The sequence below is a fragment of the Streptomyces sp. NPDC044002 genome, assembly GCF_056434525.1.
The window spans coordinates 1-19,758 of the sequence record NZ_JBWKEZ010000072.1; the positions used below are offsets into that span (position 1 = coordinate 1).

The 19,758-nt window shown below is 73.5% G+C and carries 17 protein-coding genes; 2 read left to right on the plus strand and 15 right to left on the minus strand.

Annotated features, from left to right (window positions below; all coding sequences use genetic code 11):
* Window positions 1-163 precede the first annotated feature (163 nt).
* The 7 genes from topA to bldG all read right to left on the minus strand — a co-directional run bounded on the left by topA (window position 164) and on the right by bldG (window position 9,561).
* The gene (gene topA, locus AC07A6_RS34870; RefSeq protein WP_478779781.1) at window positions 164-3,004 is read right to left on the minus strand and encodes a type I DNA topoisomerase; all 2,841 of its coding nucleotides are present in this window, start codon (window positions 3,002-3,004) and stop codon (window positions 164-166) included.
* A 275-nt stretch (window positions 3,005-3,279) separates the two neighbouring features.
* Entirely contained in the window at window positions 3,280-3,477 is a 198-nt protein-coding gene (locus AC07A6_RS34875; protein WP_007264937.1) for a hypothetical protein, read from the minus strand.
* Window positions 3,478-3,602: 125 nt separating this feature from the next.
* Window positions 3,603-5,117: a DUF7059 domain-containing protein gene (locus AC07A6_RS34880; RefSeq protein WP_362468807.1), complete on the minus strand. Its 1,515-nt coding sequence runs from the start codon at window positions 5,115-5,117 to the stop codon at window positions 3,603-3,605.
* 144 nt (window positions 5,118-5,261) lie between these two features.
* Window positions 5,262-5,822 (minus strand): small secreted protein, encoded by a 561-nt coding sequence (locus AC07A6_RS34885; RefSeq protein WP_362468805.1) that lies wholly within the window; start codon window positions 5,820-5,822, stop codon window positions 5,262-5,264.
* A gap of 173 nt (window positions 5,823-5,995) precedes the next feature.
* The gene (locus AC07A6_RS34890) at window positions 5,996-8,398 is read right to left on the minus strand and encodes a sodium-translocating pyrophosphatase (protein ID WP_478779782.1); all 2,403 of its coding nucleotides are present in this window, start codon (window positions 8,396-8,398) and stop codon (window positions 5,996-5,998) included.
* 277 nt (window positions 8,399-8,675) lie between these two features.
* Window positions 8,676-9,116, minus strand: a complete 441-nt coding sequence (locus AC07A6_RS34895; RefSeq protein ID WP_125818384.1) for an ATP-binding protein — start codon at window positions 9,114-9,116, stop codon at window positions 8,676-8,678.
* Between the two features lie 103 nt (window positions 9,117-9,219).
* Complete coding sequence (bldG, locus tag AC07A6_RS34900; RefSeq protein WP_007264942.1) at window positions 9,220-9,561, minus strand: anti-sigma factor antagonist BldG; 342 nt, start codon at window positions 9,559-9,561, stop codon at window positions 9,220-9,222.
* An 82-nt stretch (window positions 9,562-9,643) separates the two neighbouring features.
* On the opposite strand from bldG, the gene AC07A6_RS34905 reads away from it, so the two are divergent.
* On the plus strand, window positions 9,644-12,091 hold the full coding sequence (locus AC07A6_RS34905; RefSeq protein ID WP_478779783.1) for a DEAD/DEAH box helicase: 2,448 nt from the start codon (window positions 9,644-9,646) through the stop codon (window positions 12,089-12,091).
* On the opposite strand, the gene AC07A6_RS34910 is transcribed toward AC07A6_RS34905, so the two are convergent.
* The 7 genes from AC07A6_RS34910 to ssd all read right to left on the minus strand — a co-directional run bounded on the left by AC07A6_RS34910 (window position 12,063) and on the right by ssd (window position 17,099).
* Complete coding sequence (locus AC07A6_RS34910; protein WP_478779784.1) at window positions 12,063-12,539, minus strand: Rv3654c family TadE-like protein; 477 nt, start codon at window positions 12,537-12,539, stop codon at window positions 12,063-12,065. The genes AC07A6_RS34905 and AC07A6_RS34910 overlap by 29 nt on opposite strands.
* Window positions 12,536-12,913, minus strand: a complete 378-nt coding sequence (locus tag AC07A6_RS34915) for a TadE family type IV pilus minor pilin (protein ID WP_362468796.1) — start codon at window positions 12,911-12,913, stop codon at window positions 12,536-12,538. Before AC07A6_RS34915 ends, AC07A6_RS34910 begins: the two co-directional genes overlap by 4 nt.
* Complete coding sequence (locus tag AC07A6_RS34920; protein ID WP_478779785.1) at window positions 12,900-13,097, minus strand: DUF4244 domain-containing protein; 198 nt, start codon at window positions 13,095-13,097, stop codon at window positions 12,900-12,902. Before AC07A6_RS34920 ends, AC07A6_RS34915 begins: the two co-directional genes overlap by 14 nt.
* A gap of 72 nt (window positions 13,098-13,169) precedes the next feature.
* On the minus strand, window positions 13,170-13,946 hold the full coding sequence (locus tag AC07A6_RS34925) for a type II secretion system F family protein (protein ID WP_478779786.1): 777 nt from the start codon (window positions 13,944-13,946) through the stop codon (window positions 13,170-13,172).
* Entirely contained in the window at window positions 13,946-14,830 is an 885-nt protein-coding gene (locus AC07A6_RS34930) for a type II secretion system F family protein (protein WP_386271410.1), read from the minus strand. Before AC07A6_RS34930 ends, AC07A6_RS34925 begins: the two co-directional genes overlap by 1 nt.
* Window positions 14,827-15,975 carry a TadA family conjugal transfer-associated ATPase gene (locus AC07A6_RS34935; protein ID WP_362468789.1) on the minus strand — a complete coding sequence of 383 codons (1,149 nt, stop codon included), beginning with the start codon at window positions 15,973-15,975 and terminating at the stop codon, window positions 14,827-14,829. The genes AC07A6_RS34930 and AC07A6_RS34935 overlap by 4 nt, the downstream gene beginning before the upstream one ends.
* The gene (gene ssd, locus AC07A6_RS34940; RefSeq protein WP_478779792.1) at window positions 15,972-17,099 is read right to left on the minus strand and encodes a septum site-determining protein Ssd; all 1,128 of its coding nucleotides are present in this window, start codon (window positions 17,097-17,099) and stop codon (window positions 15,972-15,974) included. The genes AC07A6_RS34935 and ssd overlap by 4 nt, the downstream gene beginning before the upstream one ends.
* Window positions 17,100-17,588: 489 nt before the next feature.
* On the opposite strand from ssd, the gene AC07A6_RS34945 reads away from it, so the two are divergent.
* Window positions 17,589-18,458: an HAD family hydrolase gene (locus tag AC07A6_RS34945; RefSeq protein ID WP_385763580.1), complete on the plus strand. Its 870-nt coding sequence runs from the start codon at window positions 17,589-17,591 to the stop codon at window positions 18,456-18,458.
* Between the two features lie 437 nt (window positions 18,459-18,895).
* Here the strand turns inward: AC07A6_RS34945 and AC07A6_RS34950 are convergent, their stop codons facing one another.
* Window positions 18,896-19,732 (minus strand): Fic family protein, encoded by an 837-nt coding sequence (locus tag AC07A6_RS34950; RefSeq protein ID WP_362468785.1) that lies wholly within the window; start codon window positions 19,730-19,732, stop codon window positions 18,896-18,898.
* Between the last annotated feature and the right edge of the window lie 26 nt (window positions 19,733-19,758).

The window sequence follows — 19,758 nt, forward strand, 5'->3', positions numbered from 1 at the left end:
AAACGCCGGCGGGGCTATCTGTAGCCCCGCCGGCGTTTGAGGCGCGGGGGTCCGGGGGCGGAGCCCCCAGGGGGTCCGGGGGCGGAGCCCCCGGGGAACGGGCGAAGGGTGGGGCGGGGAGTGGCCCGCGCAGCGGTACCGGCCCCGCCCCCAGAGGCTTCGGCTACTCGTCCGCCGGCGCCGCCGCGGCCGCCTTCTTCGCCGCAGCCGCCGTCGTCGTCTTCTTCGCAGCGGCCGTCTTCTTCGCGGCAGCGCTCGTCGTCGTCTTCTTCGCCGCGGCCGTCTTCGTGGCAGCCGCCTTCTTCGCCGGCGCCTTCTTGGCGGGGGCCTTCTTCGCGGCCGCCTTCTTCGCGGTCTTCTTAGCCGGCCCCTTGGCCCGCTTCTCCGCGAGCAGCTCGTAGCCCCGCTCCGGCGTGATCGTCTCGACGTCGTCGTCCCGCCGCAGCGTCGCGTTCGTCTCGCCGTCCGTCACGTACGGGCCGAAGCGGCCGTCCTTGACCACCACCGGCTTCTCGCTCACCGGGTCCGTGCCCAGCTCCTTCAGCGGCGGCTTGGCCGCGGCCCGGCCCCGCTGCTTCGGCTGCGCGTAGATGGCCAGGGCCTCGTCCAGGGTGATCGAGAACAGCTGGTCCTCGGTCTCCAGGGAGCGCGAGTCCGTGCCCTTCTTCAGGTACGGGCCGTAGCGGCCGTTCTGGGCGGTGATCTCCACGCCCTCCGCGTCGGCACCGACCACGCGCGGCAGCGACATCAGCTTCAGGGCGTCGTCGAGGGTGACGGTGTCCAGGGACATCGACTTGAAGAGCGAGGCCGTCCGCGGCTTGACCGCGTTCTTGCCGGTCTTCGGCGTGCCCTCGGGCAGGATCTCCGTCACGTACGGCCCGTAGCGGCCGTCCTTGGCGACGATCTGGTTGCCGCTGACCGGGTCGGCGCCCAGCTGGAACTCGCCGCTCGGCTTCGCGAACAGCTCCTGCGCGTACTCGACCGTCAGCTCGTCCGGAGCCAGGTCGTCCGGCACGTCGGCCCGCTGGTGGCCCTCCGCGTCCTTCTCGCCCCGCTCCACGTACGGGCCGTAGCGGCCGACGCGCAGCACGATGCCGTCGCCGACCGGGAAGGAGGAGATCTCCCGGGCGTCGATCGCGCCGAGGTCCGTGACCAGCTCCTTCAGGCCGCCGAGGTGGTCGCCGTCGGCCGGCACGACCTCGGAGGCGTCCTCCGAGCCGAAGTAGAACCGCTTCAGCCACGGCACGGACTGGGCCTCGCCCCGCGCGATGCGGTCGAGGTCGTCCTCCATCTTGGCGGTGAAGTCGTAGTCGACGAGCCGGCCGAAGTGCGTCTCCAGCAGGTTCACCACGGCGAACGACAGGAAGGACGGGACGAGGGCCGTGCCCTTCTTGAAGACGTAGCCGCGGTCGAGGATGGTGCCGATGATCGACGCGTACGTCGACGGGCGGCCGATCTCCCGCTCCTCCAGCTCCTTGACCAGCGAGGCCTCGGTGTAGCGGGCCGGCGGCTTGGTGGAGTGGCCGTCGGCCGTGATCTCCTCGGCCGTCAGCGCGTCGCCCTCCGCGACCTGCGGCAGCCGCCGCTCGCGGTCGTCGAGCTCGGCGTTCGGGTCGTCCGCGCCCTCGACGTACGCCTTCATGAAGCCGTGGAAGGTGATGGTCTTGCCGGAGGCGGTGAACTCGGCGTCCCGCCCGTCCGACGCCCGGCCGCCGATCTTCACGGTCACCGAGTTGCCGGTCGCGTCCTTCATCTGGGAGGCGACGGTCCGCTTCCAGATGAGCTCGTACAGGCGGAACTGGTCGCCGGTCAGGCCCGTCTCGGCGGGGGTGCGGAAACGATCACCCGAAGGCCGGATCGCCTCGTGCGCCTCCTGCGCGTTCTTGACCTTGCCCGCGTAGACGCGCGGCTTCTCCGGCAGGTAGTCGGCCCCGTAGAGCTGTGTGACCTGCGCCCGCGCCGCCGCCACCGCGGTGTCGGAGAGCGTGGTGGAGTCCGTACGCATGTAGGTGATGAAGCCGTTCTCGTACAGCTTCTGCGCCACCTGCATCGTCGCCTTCGCGCCGAAGCCCAGCTTGCGCGAGGCCTCCTGCTGGAGCGTCGTCGTGCGGAAGGGGGCGTACGGGGAGCGGCGGTACGGCTTGGACTCGACCGAGCGGACGGCGAACGAGGTCTCGGCGAGCGCGGCGGCCAGCGCCCGGGCGTTCGCCTCGTCGAGGTGCAGCACCTCGCTCTTGAGCTGCCCGTTCGCGCCGAAGTCGCGGCCCTGTGCGACACGCTTGCCGTCCACCGTGTTCAGGCGGGCGACCAGGGTCGACGGGTCGGAGGCGTCACCGGCGCGGCCGGTGCCGAAGGTGCCGGTCAGGTCCCAGTACTCGGCGGAGCGGAAGGCGATGCGCTCGCGCTCGCGCTCGACGACGAGACGGGTGGCGACGGACTGGACGCGGCCGGCCGACAGCCGCGGCATGACCTTCTTCCACAGGACCGGCGAGACCTCGTAACCGTAGAGGCGGTCGAGGATGCGGCGGGTCTCCTGGGCGTCGACCATGCGCTGGTTCAGCTCGCGCGGGTTGGCGACGGCGTCGCGGATCGCGTCCTTGGTGATCTCGTGGAAGACCATCCGGTGGACGGGGACCTTGGGCTTGAGGACTTCCTGGAGGTGCCACGCGATGGCTTCGCCCTCGCGGTCCTCATCGGTGGCGAGGAAGAGTTCGTCGGACTCGGCGAGCAGGTCCTTGAGCTTCCTGACCTGCGCCTTCTTGTCCGCGTTGACCACGTAGATCGGCGCGAAGTCGTGCTCGACGTCCACGCCGAGGCGGCGGACCTCGCCGGTGTACTTGTCGGGGACCTCGGCGGCCCCGTTCGGGAGGTCGCGGATGTGCCCGACGCTCGCCTCGACGACGTATCCCGGGCCGAGGTAGCCCTTGATCGTCTTCGCCTTGGCAGGGGACTCGACGATGACGAGTCGGCGGCCGCCCTTTGCGGTCTCGCTAGTCGGGGACAACTTGGCTCTTCTCTCCGGTCGGCACGGTCGGCACTCGGTCGCGGTACGGCGACGCTGCGGAGTGTGACGGTACAACCCGCCCCCGTGTCAAACGGCACAAGCCCGCAACGGCCACTCGAACGGTAACCCGACAAGTGCCATTTCTGCCGCCCGGATGCCGCGCCGGGACCTTCGCGGTCACCGGCCAGGGTGGCCCGGGGGCCGTCTGGCCCCGCACCCGCACCGGTCGCGACGTCGGGTTTCACACACCGGGGCGGACCGCCTCCGGGGCCGTTTCAGATGTGCTGGAGGCACCAGACGCCGAGGGCCAGCGAGCCCGCACCGGCCAGTACGGCCAGCGGTACGGCCACGACGGGGCGCACGCCTTCAGCCACCGGCGCGCGGTGCCAGGCGCGCGCCCCCGTCCAGACCAGCAGAGCGGTCCCGAACAGCAGGAACACGGCTGCCGCGAAGATCGCCGGACCGCGTTCCATGCCGTTCCCCTTTTCCCCCGGGCCGCTCGGGCGTCCCCCCGGACCGCCCGCTGCACGGGAGCCTGCCACCCGAGGGGGTACGGCAGGCGAACCCCGGGTTACATCACGGCGCCGACCGCCGCCGGCTACCGGGCGGGGCCCTGCACGGGCTCCAGGAACCCCTGCTCCACCAGCATCCGGATCGCCTCCGGGGTCCGGTCCCGCAGGACCACCGGGTCCTCCTCCACCAGCTGCGCGATCGCGTCCAGGATCCGGCCCGCGCTGAGTGAGCCGTCGCACACGCCCGCGAAGCCGGCGCCGACCGTGTCCACCTTGGTCGCGCGGCGCATCCCCCGGTTCTGCCGGAGCACCACGTGCTCGGGGTCCTCGGCGCCCGGCGCGCCGACCTGCTCCTGCACGACCTCCGCGGTCAGCTGGAAGTACCCCGCCAGCAGGGCCGCGTCGTCGTGGTCGCGCAGGTAGTCCTGGCGGGCGAAGTGCGCGAGGACCGTCTCGCCGAGCGGCTGCTCCACCGAGTGCGGCCACTCCTCGACCACGATCGAGGGCTCGGCCGCGTCCGTACGGCGCAGGGTGATCCAGCCGAAGCCGACCGCCTTGGTCTTGCGGGACTCGAACTCGTCGAGCCAGTCCTCGTACCTGGCCGCGTACTCGGCCGGATCCGTGCGGTGGTCGCCCGCGTCGCGCAGCCACAGCTCCGCGTACTGCGTCACGTCCTGCACGTCACGCTGCACGATCCAGGCGTCGCAGCCGCGCGGCACCCAGGAGCGGACCCGGTCGCGCCAGTCCTCCCCCTCCACGTGCTGCCAGTTGCCGAGGAACTGTGCGTACCCGCCCGGGTTGAGGTGGTCCCCCGCCTGCTGGACCAGGGTCCGGCACAGGTCGTCACCGCCCATGCCGCCGTCCCGGTAGGTGAGCCGCGCTCCGGGCGAGATCACGAAGGGCGGGTTCGACACGATCAGGTCGTACGCGGCGTCGCCGACGGGCTCGAACAGCGAGCCGGCGAGCAGTTCGGCCTCCGGCGCCCCGGAGAGGGCCAGCGTCAGACGGGTGAATTCCAGGGCGCGCGGGTTGACGTCGGTGGCCGTGACCCGGGTGGCGTGCTGGGCGGCGTGCAGCGCCTGGATGCCGGAGCCGGTGCCGAGGTCGAGGGCCGAGCCGACGGCGACGGGCACGGTGATTCCGGCCAGGGTGGTGGAGGCGCCGCCGACGCCGAGCACGACGCCCTCCTCACGGCTGCCGATCCCCCCGGCGCCGCCGACGGCGCAGCCGAGGTCGGAGACGATGAACCAGTCCTCGCCGTCGGGGCCGCCGTACGGGCGCACGTCGACGGTCGCGTGCACCTCGTCGCCCTCCCGGCGCAGCCAGCCGTCGGCGATGGCGCCCTCGACGGGCATCACGGCGGCGGCGTGCACGTACGGCTCCGGCTGCTGGAGCAGGAACAGCCGGATCAGGCTCGCGAGCCCGCCGTCGCTCGCTCCGCGGGTGGCGCGCAGGGCGGGGACCGTCTCGCTGCGGGCCAGTGCCGCGTAGGCGGGGGCGCCGAGCAGGTCGAGCAGTCCGTCGGCGGTGAACCCCGCGGCGAGGAAGGCTTCGCGGAGCTGGGCGGCGTGGTCGGGCTGGGGAAGGCTGGTGGTACTCACCCGACCATTGTGGCCGCTGGGTCCTGCATTCCGTACGAGCCCCGGCGCGCCGCGGGCGGCCGGGTCCGATGGGGATCCGGCCGCCCGTCGTGCGGTGCCCGTGCCGCGCTGGGGTGCGCGGCGCGTGGGGCGCGGAGCGCGGGGTCAGCTCTTCTCGGGCGTCGCGACCTGACAGCCCTTCTGGCTGTAGATCACCTTGAGGCCGGTCGAGTTGAGCTTCTCCTTGGCGGCCGTCTCGTTGGCCGCGACCTCGGTGAGCCCGCCCGCGACGCCCTGGAGGCCCTCCGCGAACTTGCTCTGGTCCTTCGGGTCGAGCCCGTCGATCTTCGTCTTGAGATCGGTGTAGCTCTTGGAGATCTCGCCGTAGCTCTTGACCACGGAATCCGCCGCGGTCTTGCCGTCCTTGACGGGCGGTTCACCGGCCGACGTCAGGGCTCCGCCCATGGACTTGTAGGCGTCGGAGAGGGTCTGGAAGGCGGCCGAGTCGGTCTTCTGGACCTCCTCGGGCTTGCTGCTCGTCGACGCGACCCGCTTCAGCTCGTCGTTGGTCGTCTTGATCTTGGTGAGCTCGGGCTCCCACTTGTCGCAGACCTTCTTGGCCCAGGCGTCGGCCTTCTTGTCGCCGTCGTCCCCGCCGCCGCAGCCGGACAGGACGAGCATCAGTACCGCACCGCCGGACACCGCGGCCGCAAGCTTCTTGTTCACCGGATTGGTCCCTTCGAAGGCTCTCGGCCGGAAGATACACGCCCGCCATCAGGGCACGCACAAAGGCGGACAGACGGCGCGTCAGTCCGCGCCGCCCGTCCGCCGTTCGGGCGCATCTTCGAGCCGGTCGGCCCGCGGGGGCCGCAGGAGCCGGGCTCAGGGGCCCTGGAGCGTCAGGAGACCACCGCCGGATCGGCCGGCTGGGCCACCCGCTCGGCGCCCGCGCTGCCGCCGTCCTCGCCGACGGCGATGCCGCGGCGCTTGGAGACGTACACCGCGCCGACGATCACCGTGAGCGCGACCACCGCGACGACGGCCCGCACGGCCGCGCTGGTGTCCGGGCCGTAGCTGAACTGCACGACCGCGGGGGCGATCAGCAGGGCCACCAGGTTCATGACCTTCAGCAGCGGGTTGATGGCCGGGCCCGCGGTGTCCTTGAACGGGTCGCCGACGGTGTCGCCGATGACGACCGCGGCGTGGGCCTCGCTGCCCTTGCCGCCGTGGTGGCCGTCCTCGACGAGCTTCTTCGCGTTGTCCCAGGCGCCGCCGGAGTTGGCGAGGAAGACCGCCATCAGCGTGCCGGTGCCGATGGCGCCGGCGAGGAAGGAGCCGAGCGCGCCGACGCCCAGGGTGAAGCCGACCGCGATCGGGGTGAGCACGGCGAGCAGACCGGGCGTGGCGAGTTCGCGGAGCGCGTCCTTGGTGCAGATGTCGACGACGCGGCCGTACTCGGGCTTCTCCGAGTAGTCCATGATCCCGGGGTGCTCGCGGAACTGGCGGCGCACCTCGTAGACGACGGCGCCCGCGGAGCGGGAGACGGCGTTGATGGCCAGGCCCGAGAAGAGGAACACCACGGCCGCGCCGAGGATCAGGCCGACCAGGTTGTTGGGCTGGGCGATGTCCAGGCTGAGGTTCATCTCCCCGGCCTTGGCTCCGACCTCCTTCACCGCGCCGGTGATGGCGTCGTTGTACGAGCCGAAGAGCGCGGCCGCGGCCAGGACGGCGGTGGCGATGGCGATGCCCTTGGTGATGGCCTTGGTGGTGTTGCCGACCGCGTCCAGGTCGGTGAGGACCTGGGCACCGGCGCCCTCGACGTCGCCGGACATCTCGGCGATGCCCTGGGCGTTGTCGGAGACGGGACCGAAGGTGTCCATCGCGACGATGACGCCGACGGTGGTCAGCAGTCCGGTGCCGGCCAGGGCCACGGCGAAGAGCGCCAGCATGATCGACGTGCCGCCGAGCAGGAAGGCCCCGTAGACGCCGAGGCCGATGAGGAGCGCCGTGTAGACGGCGGACTCCAGGCCGACGGAGATGCCGGCGAGGACCACGGTGGCGGGGCCGGTCAGCGAGGACTTGCCGATGTCCCGGACGGGACGGCGGTTGGTCTCGGTGAAGTAGCCGGTCAGCTGCTGGATCAGGGCCGCGAGCACGATGCCGATGGCGACGGCGACGACGGCCAGGATGCGCGGGTCCCCGGTGTGGTTGGAGATGGCGGCGTCCTCGACTCCGACGAGCTCCTTGTAGGTGGCCGGCAGGTAGCTGTAGACGGCGATGGCGACGAGCGCGAGGGAGATCACGGCGGAGATGAAGAAGCCGCGGTTGATCGCGGTCATCCCGCTGCGGTCGGAGCGGCGCGGGGCGACCGCGAAGATGCCGATCATCGCGGTGATCACGCCGATCGCGGGCACGATCAGCGGGAAGGCGAGGCCCAGGTCGCCGAAGGCGGCCTTGCCGAGGATGAGCGCTGCCACGAGGGTGACGGCGTAGGACTCGAAGAGGTCGGCCGCCATCCCCGCGCAGTCGCCGACGTTGTCGCCCACATTGTCGGCGATGGTCGCGGCATTGCGCGGATCGTCCTCCGGAATGCCCTGCTCGACCTTGCCGACCAGGTCGGCGCCGACGTCGGCGGCCTTGGTGAAGATGCCGCCGCCCACGCGCATGAACATCGCGATCAGGGCGGCGCCCAGGCCGAAGCCCTCCAGGACCTTGGGGGCGTCGGCGGCGTAGACCAGGACGACGCAGGACGCGCCGAGCAGGCCCAGGCCGACCGTGAACATGCCGACCACGCCACCGGTGCGGAAGGCGATCTTCATGGCCTTGTGGGCCACGTCGGTCAGGTCCTTGGCGGGTTCGCCCTCGGCGGGGGTGGCCTCGCGGGCGGCCGCGGCGACGCGGACGTTGGCGCGGACCGCGAGGCGCATGCCGATGTAGCCGGTGATGGCCGAGAAGATGGCGCCGACGAGGAAGAAGGCGGAACGTCCCGCCCGCTGCGTCCAGTCGTCGGCGGGGAGCAGGAAGAGCAGGAAGAAGACCACCACGGCGAAGATGCCGAGGGTGCGCAACTGGCGGCCGAGATAGGCGTTGGCGCCCTCCTGCACGGCCGCCGCGATCCTCTTCATGCTGTCGGTGCCCTCGTCGGCGGCGAGGACCTGGCGGACCAGGATCTGCGCGACGACGAGCGCGGCCAGCGCGACGCCCGCGATGACGAACACGATGACCCTGTTGTCATCGGTGAGTACTGCGGCTGCCAGATCATGGGCGTGATCCGGAGCGATAGGGGTGAAGAGCCCCGCCATTCGTCCTCCTTGACGTGATGAGCTCAAGATGTGGACGGATTGTAGGGAGCGCGACCTGATCAAAACAGTGCGCGTGAAACGGAATTGGCGCGCTCTTGCTCCTCAGCAATAGATCACGTCACTCCATTACCCCCGAAAGAAGTAATGGGGCAAAGGCATTGACGGTTGATCAGCGATCTAGAAGATTTCCCGGGAAAACGAAAAAGGCCCTGCTCAGCAGGGCCTTGGTAAAGATCCGAGGAATTGACGAAGATCGGAAAATCGGGCCGGGAGGGCGCTACGGAAGATCGGGAGCGGCTGCGACGGGCCAGCTCATGCGGATCGTTCCGCCCGATTCACCACTGGTCACCGAGACGTCGTCGACCAGCCCGCTGATCACCGCGAGCCCCATCTCGTCCTCCTCGTCCGCGTCCGGGTCGAGGACGGCGGCGATGCCCGGCACCGACTCCGCGGAACCGCCGGCCGGCCCGGGCACCTCGTCGCCGACCTCGATGGAGAACGACTTCTCCTCCTCGGTCAGCACGACGCGCACGGGCGCGGTCAGGCCGTTGCTGCGGTGCAGTCCGACGGCACGCGAACAGGCCTCGCCCACGGCGAGGCGGACCTCGTCGAGGACGGCCTCCTCCACTCCCGCCCGGCGCGCCACGGCGGCCGCGACGAGGCGGGCCGTCCTGACGTGTTCGGGCTGGGCGCTGAAGCGCAGTTCAACGGTGGCCATGTGCGTCCCCCTCGGACTACGGGCGTGCCTTCACAGGGGCCCGGACCAACCATGGCCCGGTACCCCCGCTCCTCGGCGGCTCCTCGCTGACGGGAGCCGTACGTCAGTCGGTGGCCTGGACGGCGTCCTCCACCGAGGTGTGGATCGGGAACACCTTGGTCAGACCGGTGATCCGGAAGATCTTCAGGATGCGCTCCTGGTTGCAGACCAGACGCAGCGAGCCCTCGTGCGCGCGGACGCGCTTGAGGCCTCCCACGAGCACACCGAGGCCGGTGGAGTCGAGGAAGTCCACTCGCTCCATGTCGACGACCAGGTGGTAGCTGCCGTCGTTCACCAACTCCACCAACTGCTCGCGCAGCTTGGGCGCGGTATACACATCAATCTCGCCACCGACCTCTACGACCGTGCGGTCGCCGACAGTGCGAGTCGACAGGGACAGGTCCACGGATCCTCCAGCACCTTGCTATCGAGCGGCGCCCCCCAGGGGCCTCCCCACCCGAAGGTAGGGGAGGGGATCGGCTGCCGCGATGGCATTCAATCACTTACCGGCAGGCGCGCACGACGCCTTGGGACCATTGTCCCGCACGCCAGTGACACACTCGGTTCCAATGGCCAACACTCACCGCCCCGGTCCGCCCACGGCACCCGCCGATCCACGACCCGCTCCCGGCACGGTCCTGGACCGCCTGTCACGGGGGCCTTCCCGGGCTGCGCGCATCACCCATACGGAGCACTTGCCCCCTCGGGAGGGCCGTCATGCGGTCTGGCCCCATCGCATCCGAACGGATGTCGTAGCCGCGATCCGCGACGCGGGGATCGACCATCCGTGGGAACACCAGGCCGCGGCCGCCGAGCACGCCCTGGACGGCGCGTCCGTGGTCGTCGCCACCGGCACCGCCTCCGGGAAGTCCCTGGCCTACCTGGTCCCCGTGCTGTCCGCCCTCGCGGACGGCGCCGAGGCACCGAACGGGCGGGGTGCGACCGCCCTCTACCTGGCTCCGACCAAGGCTCTGGCCGCCGACCAGCGCCGGGCCGTCCGGGAGCTGGCCGCGCCCCTGGGGAACGCCGTGCGCCCGGCCGTGTACGACGGGGACACCCCCGTCGAGGAACGCGAATGGGTCCGCCAGTACGCCAACTACGTGCTGACCAACCCCGACATGCTGCACCGGGGGATCCTGCCCTCCCACCCCCGCTGGTCCTCCTTCCTGAAGGCCCTGCGCTACGTCGTCATCGACGAGTGCCACACCTACCGCGGGGTGTTCGGCTCCCACGTCGCCCAGGTCCTGCGGCGGCTGCGCCGGCTGTGCGCCCGCTACGGCTCCGAACCGGTCTTCCTGCTGGCCTCCGCCACCGCCAGCGACCCCGCGGCCGCCGCGTCCCGGCTGACCGGCGTGCCGGTCACAGAGATCACCGACGACGCCTCCCCGCGCGGCGAGGTCGTCTTCGCCCTGTGGGAGCCGCCGCTGACCGAGCTCAGGGGCGAGAAGGGCGCTCCGGTGCGCCGGACCGCGACCGCCGAGACCGCCGACCTGCTGACCGACCTGGTCGTCCAGGGCGTGCGGACCGTGGCCTTCGTCCGCTCCCGGCGCGGAGCCGAGCTGATCTCGGTGATCGCCCAGGAGCGGCTCGCGGCGGTGGACCGGTCCCTGCCCGGGCGGGTCGCGGCCTACCGCGGCGGCTACCTGCCCGAGGAGCGCCGGGCCCTGGAGCGGGCCCTGCACTCCGGGGAACTGCTGGGACTGGCCGCGACCACCGCCCTGGAGCTGGGCGTCGACGTGTCCGGCCTGGACGCCGTGCTGATCACCGGCTACCCGGGCACCCGGGCCTCGCTGTGGCAGCAGGCCGGGCGCGCCGGACGCTCGGGACAGGGCGCCCTGGCCGTACTGGTCGCCCGGGACGACCCGCTGGACACCTACCTGGTCCACCACCCCGAGGCCCTGTTCCGGCAACCGGTGGAAGCCACCGTGCTGGACCCCGACAACCCGTACGTCCTGGCCCCGCACCTGTGCGCGGCCGCCGCCGAGCTGCCCCTGACCGAGGCCGACCTCGACCTCTTCGGGCCCGCCGCGCGCGGCCTCATGCCCCAGCTGGAGGCGGCGAAGCTGCTGCGGCGCCGGGCCACGGCCTGGCACTGGACCCGCCGGGAGCGGGCCTCGGACCTGACCGACATCCGCGGCGGCGGGGGCCGCCCGGTGCAGATCGTGGAGGCCTCCACCGGCCGGCTGCTGGGCACCGTCGACGAGTCCGCCTCGCACACCGCCGTCCACGACGGCGCCGTCCACCTCCACCAGGGCCGCACCTACCTGGTGAAACACCTGGACCTGGAGGACTCCGCCGCCCTGGTCGAGGAGGCGAACCCGCCCTTCTCGACCACCGCGCGCGACACCACCTCCATCTCCGTCCTGGAGACCGAGACCGAGATCCCCTGGGGCGCGGCCCGGCTCTGCTTCGGCTCCGTCGAGGTCACCAACCAGGTCGTCTCCTACCTGCGCCGCAAGCTGGTCACCGGCGAGGTGCTCGGCGAGGCCAAGCTCGACCTGCCGCCGCGGACGCTGCGCACCCGGGCCGTGTGGTGGACGGTGACCGAGGACCAGCTGGACGAGGCCCGGATCGGCCCGGAGATCCTCGGCGGCGCCCTGCACGCCGCCGAGCACGCCTCCATCGGCCTGCTCCCGCTGTTCGCCACCTGCGACCGCTGGGACATCGGCGGGGTCTCCGTCCCGCTGCATCCGGACACCCTGCTGCCCACGGTCTTCGTGTACGACGGCCACCCGGGCGGCGCCGGCTTCGCCGAGCGGGGCTTCCGGACGGCCAGGGCCTGGCTGACCGCCACCCGGGACGCCATTGCCGCCTGCGAGTGCGAGGCGGGCTGCCCCTCCTGCATCCAGTCCCCCAAATGCGGCAACGGCAACGACCCCCTCCACAAGCGCGGCGCCGTACGCCTCCTCACCCGCCTCCTCTCCACGGCCCCCTGACCACCGCCCACCCCGACCCGCCCGGCTCCCCGGCCGCCCCGGCGAGCCCCGCGGCGGCGGGCCCCGCGGTGGCAGGCGCGGGAACGGTGGCCGTGGGCGGGCCCGCCCGGGCCGCGGCCTCGGGGGTGAAGGGTCCGGCGCGGACGCCGGCCCGGACCTCGGCGACCTCACCGCCGACCTCGCAGGCGGCCACCGCCGCCCCCTGGGCCCCGGCCACCCGCCGGGCCGCCGCACAGGCCCGCTCGGGGCCGTGCGCCCAGCTCGCGGCCGCGGCCAGGGCCGCCAGATCGGCCGCGGCGCCGGCCCGGTGGCGGGCCACCACCGCCTGCCCGAGCAGCAGCACACCCCCGAACACGGCCACCAGCACCGCCGCCACCACGGTGGCCCACACCGTCGCGACCCCCCGGTCCCGCCCGGCGGGCCACTCCCGGTACCGGCCCCGGCTCATGGCGGCGGCCCCACGCTGTCCTCCGCCAGGGCCACCGCACGCGCCCCGAGCCGTACCGGCAGCCCGCCCGGCCCCGGCGCCGGAGCGGCCACCCGGACCCGCCACAGGTCACCGGACCGCTCCACCTCCACCTCGGCCCCCGCCGGAGCGGCCTCCCGGGCCGCCGCCACAGCCGCCGCCACCGGCTCGGACCGGGCCGCCACCCGGGCACCCGCCCGGGCGGCGTCCACACACCGGATCTGCGCTGCCGCCGCCATCAGCGCCCACACCAGCAGCGCCGCGAACAGCACCAGGGCCGGAATGACCACGGCGGCCTCGGCCGTCACATATCCGCGGTCCCCGATTCCCGGCCGCTTTCGCTCAGAAGGGCGCATCGAGCGCCTTCCCGATGGTCGACTGGAGTGCCGCCGACACCACGTCGCTCGTCACCACCTTGTACAGGACCGCCGCGAACGCACACGCCGCGATCGTGCCCATGGCGTATTCCGAAGTCGACATTCCCGCATCACCCCCATGCCCCTTCAGCACCGCCCGCAACCGATTCCGGATGATCCTCATGACAACCTCCTGTGGGATTACGTTCTTGATCTGATTTCAGTTTTTGATTTCCGACGCCCGAGGCGGTTCGCTTCACCGCCGCGACAGCAGTCCCGAGGCCATTCCGATCACCACCGGCGCCACGCCGACCGCGAGGAACGCGGGGAGGAAGCACAGCCCGACCGGCGCGGTGACGAGCACCGCCGCCCGCTGCGCCCGGGCGCCCGCCCGCCGGGAGCGGTCCTCCCTCAGGGCCGCCGCCAGGCGGGAGACCGGCTCCGCGGCCGGCGCCCCGGTCCGCGCGGCGCGCTCCAGGCACTCCGCCAGCCCCCGCGCCCCGGGTATCTCCGCCAACCTCCCCCACGCCGCCCCCGGTTCGCCGCCCAGGCGCAGCTCCGCACCCGCGAGCGCCAGCCGCTCGCCCACCGGGCCGCCGAGCGACTCCCCGACCACCTCGGCCGCCTCCACCGGCCCCGCCCCCGCGGCGAGACAGGCCGCCAGCAGGTCCGCCGCGAACGGCAGCTGCGCCTCCGCCTCCCGCACGTCCGGCCCGCCGGACGGCCGGGCCCGCACGAGCAGCCGCCGCACCGCGAACGCCGCCCCGCACCCGACGAGGAGCCCCGCCACCCCGCCGACCAGCACCCAGCCCGCCAGCAGCGCCCCGGCCGGACCCGCCCAGGACAGCCCCGCGGCCCGGATCCCCGGCCCCCACCGCGGGCCCCGCCGCACCGGCCCGGCCCGGAAGAGCACCGCGGTCCTGCGCCGGACCGCCCGCCGCCCCAGCCGCGCCACCACCACCGAGGCCGGCCACCACACCAGCGCCGCCGCGCACAACGCCGTCCCCAGCCTGTGGACCGCGCAGCCGTCCATCACCGCTCCCCCGTCCGCACGATCCGCCGGCACCACAGCAGCCCCAGCGCCTCCAGCAGCCCGCCGGCCAGCAGGCAGCCCCACCCGACCGGGGAGTGCAGCAGCACCCGCAGGGGATCCGCGCCCAGCGCGGTGCCCATCAGCAGGCCCACCAGCGGCAGCAGCGCGAGCACCACCGTCGTGGACCTGGCCCCCGCGAGCTGGGCCCGCAGGGACTCCTCCCGGTCCCGCTCGGCCCGCAAGGCCCCCTCCAGCCGGTCGAGTCCGGCCGCGAGGCCCGCGCCCCCGTCCACCGAGACCCGCCAGCAGGCGGCCATCCCGGCCAGTCCCCGCGCACCGGGCTCCCGTGCCGCCTGGTGCAGGGCCCCGGCCACGTCCCCGCCGAACGCGGCGGCGGCCAGTACCCCCGCCTCCGCCGCCCCCGGACCGCCGGGACCGGCCGCCGTACGCCGTATCGCCACAGTCAGCGCCCCGCCCGGCTGGGCGCCGGCCCGCAGCTCCCCCACGACGGCCCCGCACAGCTCCACGACTCCCGCCGCGCGGGCGGCGCGTGCCCGCTCCCGCTCCCGGGCCCGCAGCCAGCGCCGCAGCAGCGGCACCGAGGCCGCGCCGAGCAGCAGCGGGATCACCGACCCGCCCGCCGCGGCGACCAGCAGCCCGGCCGCCAGACCGGCCCACTCCCGCCACCGCGCGGCCCGTACCCGCAGCGCGGCCGCCAGCCGCTGCCCGGGCTCCGGCCCGCCCGGAACCAGCGGCCCGCCCCCGGCCAGGACCAGCCGGGCCCGCCGGGGCCGCCGCTCACCCCCGGCCAGCCCCCAGGCCGCCGCTCCGGCGCAGAGCACCCCGGCGAACACCGGCACCGACCCGAGGGCCCCGGCGTTCACCGCGCACCCCCCAGCAGCGGGGCGAGCCGCGTCCAGCCGGCCTCGCGGACGAAGCCGCGCGGCCCCCAGCGCAGTGCGGGCACGGTCACCACCAGCCCGGCCGGGTCCCGCTCCAGCACGTGCACCTCGGCCACCCGCCGCCTCCCGGACCGGTCCCGGACCAGGTGGACCACCAGGGTCAGCGCGGCCGCCAACTGGCTGTGCAGGGCGGCCCGGTCGAGCCCGGCGGCCGTCCCGAGGGCCTCCAGCCGGGCGGGCACGTGCCCCGCGGCATTGGCGTGCACCGTGCCGCAGCCCCCTTCGTGCCCGGTGTTCAGGGCGGCGAGCAGGTCGGCCACCTCCGCGCCCCGGACCTCACCGACCACCAGCCGGTCGGGCCGCATCCGCAGGGCCTGGCGGACCAGGTCGGCGAGGGTGACCAGCCCGGCTCCCTCCTGGTTCGCGGGCCGGGTCTCCAGCCTCACCACGTGGGGGTGGTCGGGGCGCAGCTCGGCGGAGTCCTCGGCGAGCACGATCCGCTCGCCCGGCCCGACCAGTCCCAGCAGGGCGCTGAGCAGGGTGGTCTTGCCCGTCCCGGTCCCGCCGGAGACGAGGAAGGACAGCCGGGCCTCGACCATCGCCCGCAGCAGCCGCTGTCCGCCCGGCGGCAGTGTCCCGGCGGCGACCAGCTCGTCCAGCGTGAACGCCTTGGGCCGCACCACGCGCAGCGACAGGCACGCCGATCCGACGGCCACGGGAGGCAGCACGGCGTGCAGCCGGGTGCCGTCGGGCAGCCTGGCGTCGACCCAGGGCCGGGCGTCGTCCAGGCGCCTCCCCGCGACGGCGGCCAGCCGCTGGGCCAGCCTGCGCACGGCCTCGGCGTCGGCGAAGGCCACCGGGGTCAGCTCCAGCCCGCCGCCCCGGTCCACCCACACCCGGTCCGGGGCGGCCACCAGCACGTCGGTGACGGCGGGGTCGGCGAGGAGCGGCTCCAGCGGCCCCGCGCCCACCAGCTCGGACCGCAACTCGGCGGCCACGCCCAGCACTTCGGCGTCCCCGAGGAGCCGCCCCTGGGCCCGCAGGGCCGCCGCGACCCGGGCAGGCGTGGGCTCGGCCCCGCTCTCGGCCAGGTGCTGGCGCACCGCGTCCAGCAGCACGGTGCTCATGCCGGAACCCCCTGGGCGGAGCCGAGCGCCCGCCGCCAGAAGCCGTCGCAGAAGCGGGCCAGCGTGCCCCGCGCACCCGGCGGTTCCCCCTCGGCGACCCTCCCCGGAAGCCCCACCTCGACCGGCACCTCCCCGGCGAGCGGAGCCCCCAGCAGCCCCGCCACGGCTTCGGCGTCGAGCCCCTCGGGGCAGCGGCCCCGCACGACGACGCGGACGTCGCGGGCCGCCATGCGCACCCCGGCGGCGACCCGCCCCGCCGCGGCCACCGACCGCAGCTCGCCCGGCACCACCAGCAGCACGAGGTCCAGCTGGGCCAGCACCTCCGCGACGGCCTCGTCCACCCGGCGGGGCAGGTCGACCACCACGACCCCACCCCGCCTGCGGGCGGCGGCCACGACCGACCGCATCGCGGCGGGCGGTACGACCACCCGCTCCCCGCGGTCCCAGCTCAGCACCCGCAGCGCGTGCAGCTCGGGCAGGGATTCCTCCAGCGCCCCGGCTCCGACGCGGCCGCGCGAGGCGGCGAAGTCGGGCCACCGCAGCCCCTCGGCGCTCTCACCGCCGAGCAGTACGTCCATGCCCCCGCCGAGCGGGTCGGCGTCGATGAGGATGGTGCGCTCGCCGCCCTTGGCCGCCCTGAGGGCGAGCGCGCAGGCGAGGGTGGAGGCCCCGGCCCCGCCGCTGCCGCCGATCACGCCGACGGCCAGCGCGGGCCTGCCCGCGCCTTCCGCCACATCGGCGATGCGGTCGACGAGCAGGCTCTCGGCGTCGGGCAGGCGCAGGACCTCCTGGGCGCCGATCTCCACCGCCCGCTGCCACACGGAGGGGTCGTCGAGGTCCCGGCCGACGAGGAGCACCCCGTCCCGGCGCGGCGCCCCGCGCACCCTGCGGGCGGCGTCGTCCCCGACCAGCACCAGGGGCGCGGATTCCCACCCCGTGGCCCCCGCCCCGTCCGGGCTCCGCTCCGGCACCGCGTGGTGCACGTGCGGCTCGGCGCCCGCGGCGGCGCACAGGCGCAGCAGGTCGTCGAGGAGCAGCGGGTCCTCGGTGATGATCAGCGGCCGTCCGCCGCCGGGCGCGATGCCCTCGGCTCGGCCGCGGCTCCCTCCCCCGCCTGCCACCACGGGTGCCTGCGCTTCACACGACTTCGATCCAGCCACGATCTCCGCCCCCTTCTCACTGCAAATCCACGAGCCGCGGACTTCGCGGCTGGAATCACGGTGGAGGGATCCGGAAAAAGAAGTGGATCTTGCTCGAAAACTGTGGACAACAAGGCGCCTGTGAATAACTTCGCCACACCATCAGGTGAGTTCCACAGCGCTGCGGAACCACTACGGAGCGTCACGAGTCTGGAGGGGTGCGGGCCTGTGCCAGACGGGCCCATCGATGAAGGAGGGCCGAGATGATGGTCGCCGCGGACCGGGTCAAGCGGACGCAAACCGCGTCCGGACATGCGACGACCCCCGCCGGGGGGGAGAGCGGGGGTCGTCCCCACGGTCCGACTCGGGGGGGGAGGAGCCAGACCGGGTTAGCACGGTCGCGAACGATCCGTGACTTCCATGGTGTACCCGAGAGCCTTCTCAGGCAAACCCACGCGCCACACCTTACGCCGAATGGTGGGCGCATATGCTCGGGTCGTGGAAAATCAGCCCTTGCCGCACTCGTTGCCTCGGACCGCCGCCTTCTTCGACCTGGACAAGACGGTCATTGCGAAGTCGAGCGCTCTGACGTTCAGCAAGTCCTTCTACCGGGGCGGCCTGATCAACCGTCGCGCCGTGCTGCGGACCGCCTACACCCAGTTCATCTTCCTGGCCGGCGGCGCCGACCACGACCAGATGGAGCGGATGCGGGAGTACCTGTCCGCCCTCTGCAAGGGGTGGAACGTCCAGCAGGTCCGGGAGATCGTCGCCGAAGCCCTGCACGACCTCATCGACCCGATCATCTACGACGAGGCCGCGTCGCTCATCGAGGCCCACCACACGGCCGGCCGTGACGTGGTGATCGTCTCCAGCTCCGGCGCCGAAGTCGTCGAGCCGATCGGCGAGATGCTCGGCGCGGACCGGATCGTCGCCACCCGCATGGTGGTCGGCGAAGACGGCTGCTTCACCGGAGAGATCGAGTACTACGCCTACGGCCCCACGAAGGCGGAGGCCGTCCGCGAGCTCGCCGAGTCCGAGGGGTACGACCTCGCGCGGTGCTACGCGTACAGCGACTCGATCACCGACGTGCCGATGCTGGAGGCCGTCGGGCACCCGCACGCCGTCAACCCCGACCGCGCGCTGCGGCGCGAGGCCGTCGCGCGGGAGTGGCCGGTCCTGGTGTTCAACCGCCCGGTGCGGCTGAAGCAGCGCCTGCCCGGGCTGTCGATGCCGGCGCGGCCCGCCCTCGTCGCGGCGGCGGCCGTAGGCGCGGCGGCCGCCACCGCCGGCCTCGTCTGGTACGCGAGCCGCCGGCGTGCGGGGATCTCCGCCGCCTCGGCCTGACGCCCCTCCGACCTGGGGCGATACAGGCTGTCCGGTTCGCCCCGGGTCGCCCCGGAAAGTAAAGGAATCCGGCCAGGGGTTTCGCTCGGCACCGAAGCGGAGTACAAAGGAGTCACGGCCCGCGAGACCAAAGAACATCCGAGAGGATCATCTTTAAAACGCAGTAAGGCCCACGGACCGAAGCAGGAACGCCGAGCACCCACGCGACGTCGACCCGTCGATTACGGGCCAGCCGCACCAGGCCACGGGCAAAGTTCCCGGCCTGATGGGCAACCATCGAGGACGCTTGGTAACTGGGCGTGAATGCCAGCGGCGACACCAGAGCAAGACGGTGTCGCCGCAACCCTGTGCCCGGCCGGAACAGCGCGTCCTACCGGAACAGCGCCCCGGCCGGAACAGCGCGCCCGAACGGGCCCGCACGTCCGGCCGGAACGGCCTCAGGCCGCGCCGCGCTGGAGCGCCTCGCAGACCGCGGTCGACTCACGGACACCGAGCTCGATCGAGCGGCCGCAGTGCCCGATCCACTCCGCCATCCCCTCCGCGGTCCCGGAGACGTACCCCTCGAAGGCCTTCAGGTAGGCCTCCGCCCCCTGCTCCGCGTGGCCGACCTCGGCCGGGCAGATCGCCTTCGGGTCCAGCCCGCTGTTGATCAGCACGATCCGCTCGGCCGTCCGCGCCACCAGCCCGTTGTACGAGGCGAAGGGCCGCAGGGCCAGCAGCTCCCCGTGCACCACCGCGGCCGTCACCAGCGCCGGAGCCGACCCGCCCGCGATGACCAGCCGGGACAGCCCGTCCAGCCGCCCAGCGACCTCCTCGGCGTCCGGGAGCGGCAGGTCCACCAGGGGCTCGTCCACCGGTTCGCCCGCCAGCCGCGGCCGGCCGACCACGTCGGCGGTCCCCTCGGCCGCCGGGGCCGCCGCCCCGCACGCCACCAGGTGCAGGCGCGCCAGCACCCGCATCGGCGACTGGCGCCAGATGCTCAGCAGCTGCCCGGCCTCCGCCGTCAGCCGCAGCGCGGCGCCCACCGTGCGCGCCTCGTCCTCCGCGCCGAAGTCGGTCCGCCTGCGCACCTCCTCCAGCGCCCAGTCGGCACCGGACAGCGCCGCGCTGCCCCGGGCGCCGCGCAGGGCGGCCTCCGAGGTGATCTCGCCGCTGCGCCGGCGCATCACCCGGTGCCCGTAGACACGGTCCACGGCCTTGCGTACGGAATCCACGGACTCCGCGACTCCCGGCAGGGATCCGAGGGCCGCCAGCGGGTCAGAAGCGCTACTCATAAGTAGGGAGCCTACGCACTGCGCGC

Coding starts and splice junctions, on each gene's coding strand:
- AC07A6_RS34925 (WP_478779786.1), bottom strand. CDS start 13,946: ATGGACGGCTGCGCGGTCCACAGGCTGGGGACGGCGTTGTGCGCGGCG.
- AC07A6_RS34875 (WP_007264937.1), bottom strand. CDS start 3,477: ATGGAACGCGGTCCGGCGATCTTCGCGGCAGCCGTGTTCCTGCTGTTC.
- AC07A6_RS34920 (WP_478779785.1), bottom strand. CDS start 13,097: ATGAGGATCATCCGGAATCGGTTGCGGGCGGTGCTGAAGGGGCATGGG.
- AC07A6_RS34905 (WP_478779783.1), top strand. CDS start 9,644: ATGGCATTCAATCACTTACCGGCAGGCGCGCACGACGCCTTGGGACCA.
- AC07A6_RS34890 (WP_478779782.1), bottom strand. CDS start 8,398: ATGGCGGGGCTCTTCACCCCTATCGCTCCGGATCACGCCCATGATCTG.
- AC07A6_RS34910 (WP_478779784.1), bottom strand. CDS start 12,539: ATGAGCCGGGGCCGGTACCGGGAGTGGCCCGCCGGGCGGGACCGGGGG.
- AC07A6_RS34950 (WP_362468785.1), bottom strand. CDS start 19,732: ATGAGTAGCGCTTCTGACCCGCTGGCGGCCCTCGGATCCCTGCCGGGA.
- AC07A6_RS34895 (WP_125818384.1), bottom strand. CDS start 9,116: ATGGCCACCGTTGAACTGCGCTTCAGCGCCCAGCCCGAACACGTCAGG.
- AC07A6_RS34935 (WP_362468789.1), bottom strand. CDS start 15,975: ATGAGCACCGTGCTGCTGGACGCGGTGCGCCAGCACCTGGCCGAGAGC.
- AC07A6_RS34945 (WP_385763580.1), top strand. CDS start 17,589: ATGGTGGGCGCATATGCTCGGGTCGTGGAAAATCAGCCCTTGCCGCAC.
- AC07A6_RS34915 (WP_362468796.1), bottom strand. CDS start 12,913: ATGCGCCCTTCTGAGCGAAAGCGGCCGGGAATCGGGGACCGCGGATAT.